Consider the following 2,498-nt stretch of genomic DNA (forward strand, 5'->3'; position numbering starts at 1 on the left):
ACGACAACCGTCATCCCGCTACTTGTTAGCGGGATCTAGAGATACCGCGAATGAATCGCGGTATGACGGTTCGCGGTGGCATGACGTAGAATTTTATACTCACCAACTCAGTATTCCAACCTGGATTGTATCTTATCGGTAAAAAAGAAGAGCTATTTTAGGAAGTTTTTATAGGACTAAAACCAAAGAAAACTTGCATATAAGTTTATCAAGATGTAGAATTGAAGTTATTTCAAAAGAATAGGTTAATTATGAATCTTGTAACAAAATCTGCTATCGATTTTACTGCTTCAGCTGTTCTCTCTGGCGGAGAAATTGTTGATGATTTCTGTCTGAGTAAGCGCATAAAAAATAAGTATGCTGTCCTTTTTTTCTATCCACTTGATTTTACCTTTGTCTGTCCAACTGAGTTGATATCATTTAGTAATAAAATAGAGGATTTTTCAAAACGTGGTGTTGAAGTGATAGGAATAAGTGTAGATTCAAAATTTTCACATTATAAATGGCGAAACACTCCAGTTAATGATGGTGGTATTGGAGAGGTTAGCTACACTTTAGTGTCTGATATCAAAAAGTCTATATCAAGAGACTATGGGGTCTTATATGATGACTCAATTGCGCTGAGAGCAACTTTCGTTATTGATGATAAATTTATTGTACGTCATCAATCGATAAATGATTTGCCTTTAGGGCGTAATATCGATGAATTCGTTAGAATCGTTGATGCAATTAAACATAATGAGGAGCATGGTGAAGTATGTCCAGCAGGGTGGAAGAAAGGTAAGCCAGCAATGCAGGCAAGCGATGAAGGAGTAGCTGATTATCTAAACTCATACAGTGAAGAATTATAGATTTAGTACAAAAGTTCTTATTATTGGATCCGGGGCAGCGGGTTATGCTGCTGCTATATATGCAGCACGTGCAAACTTAGAGCCAGTTGTAGTAACGGGAATGCAGCCTGGTGGTCAGCTTACAATTACTACAGATGTTGAAAATTATCCTGGTTTTGTTTCAATACAGGGTCCAGAACTAATGGAGCAGATGAGGTTGCATGCAGAGAAGGTTGGAGCAAAAATAATAGATGATGAGATAAAAAGCATTGAACAACTTGAGGACTTTAATGAGTATAGATTTAGATCTTCTGGTAATATCAATGACTACTACTCGGATGCAATTATAATTGCATCCGGTGCGCAAGCAAAATGGCTTGGTTTGGAGAGTGAAAAGGAGTTTCAAGGTTACGGAGTTTCAGCTTGTGCAACTTGTGATGGTGCATTTTTTAGGAATAAAGTTGTAGCCGTGATTGGTGGTGGAAATACCGCTGTTGAAGAAGCAATATTTTTAACTCGATTTGCCAAAGAAGTGATATTAATACACAGGCGTGATAAATTAAGAGCGGAAAAAGTAATGCAAGATAGACTCTTTAAAAATGATAAAATAAAAGTAATGTGGAACCATACCGTAGAGCAGATTCTTGGAGAAGAAAATCCGAAAAAAGTTACTGGTATTATAATTAAATCAACAGAATTAAAAGTGGATGGAGTGTTTATTGCAATTGGACACGCACCAAATACGGGTATTTTTAAAGGCTTTGTTGAAATGGATGAGCAGGGTTACATCATTACAAAACCTGGAACAACTTTAACTAGTAGGGCAGGAGTGTTTGCTGCAGGTGATGTGCAAGATAAGGTATATCGTCAGGCAGTAGTTGCAGCAGGAACAGGGTGCATGGCTGCACTTGATGCAGAGAAGTTTTTGGAGTAGTAATTAATTAACTCAGAATTAGGATTTTATAGCTAAAGTGACTTAAGTTTACCGATAATTTTAAAAACAAAAATTCGTCATTCCGCTACTTGTTAGCGGAATCTATGCTGAGATACCGCGGCGGTATGACACCTTTCTTGGGTTAGCTATAGATAAATTGCCTGCGATTTTCCTTTTCTTTTGCATAATTATATTAGTAAATTATTAGATGGGTTTAATATGCTTTATGGAAGGGATAGAACAAGTACTACTGGTTACGGATATAATCGGAGAACTCCAGAACCGCTTGATGAATCAACACAAAAGTTATTTGATGCTATCGGTAAGGAGAATTTAGAAGATTTTAAACACTCTATAGAGGTGGGTGCGGATGTTAATGCGTTTGATAAGCGATATACACCACTAATGACTATTGTCATGAATGGTGATGACAGCCCTATATGCTTAAAAATGATGATGTTACTTTTACAGCATAAAAGTTTAAATATTAATGCTAAAGAAACTAAAGAATGCAATACAGCTCTACATCTAGCCTTTCTCATGGAAAATAGGAATTTTGTACAGATGTTACTCAGACATCCTAGCATTAATACAAACATTAAAAACAAAGTTTTTCTTCTTCAAGATAAATATCTTGGGCCTGAATATGATGGTATCAGGGCACATCTTAGAACCTGTTTAAAATCTTCGTAATAGGAGAGAAATGAAGGAAAGGACAATCATTTGCAAGCTGG

Annotated in this window: 3 protein-coding genes; all 3 read left to right on the forward strand. The window is 36.5% G+C overall.

The window, feature by feature from the left end; translation table 11 throughout:
- Positions 1-251 precede the first annotated feature (251 nt).
- The gene (locus OZD61_RS00465; RefSeq protein ID WP_096617719.1) at positions 252-851 is read left to right on the forward strand and encodes a peroxiredoxin; all 600 of its coding nucleotides are present in this window, start codon (positions 252-254) and stop codon (positions 849-851) included.
- Entirely contained in the window at positions 838-1,764 is a 927-nt protein-coding gene (gene trxB, locus OZD61_RS00470; protein ID WP_274979442.1) for a thioredoxin-disulfide reductase, read from the forward strand. Before OZD61_RS00465 ends, trxB begins: the two co-directional genes overlap by 14 nt.
- Before the next feature lie 219 nt (positions 1,765-1,983).
- On the forward strand, positions 1,984-2,457 hold the full coding sequence (locus OZD61_RS00475) for an ankyrin repeat domain-containing protein (RefSeq protein ID WP_274979443.1): 474 nt from the start codon (positions 1,984-1,986) through the stop codon (positions 2,455-2,457).
- Positions 2,458-2,498: the final 41 nt, after the last annotated feature.

The sequence above is a fragment of the Wolbachia endosymbiont of Drosophila bocki genome, assembly GCF_028982005.1.
In the GTDB taxonomy this organism is placed as follows: Bacteria; Pseudomonadota; Alphaproteobacteria; order Rickettsiales; family Anaplasmataceae; genus Wolbachia; species Wolbachia pipientis.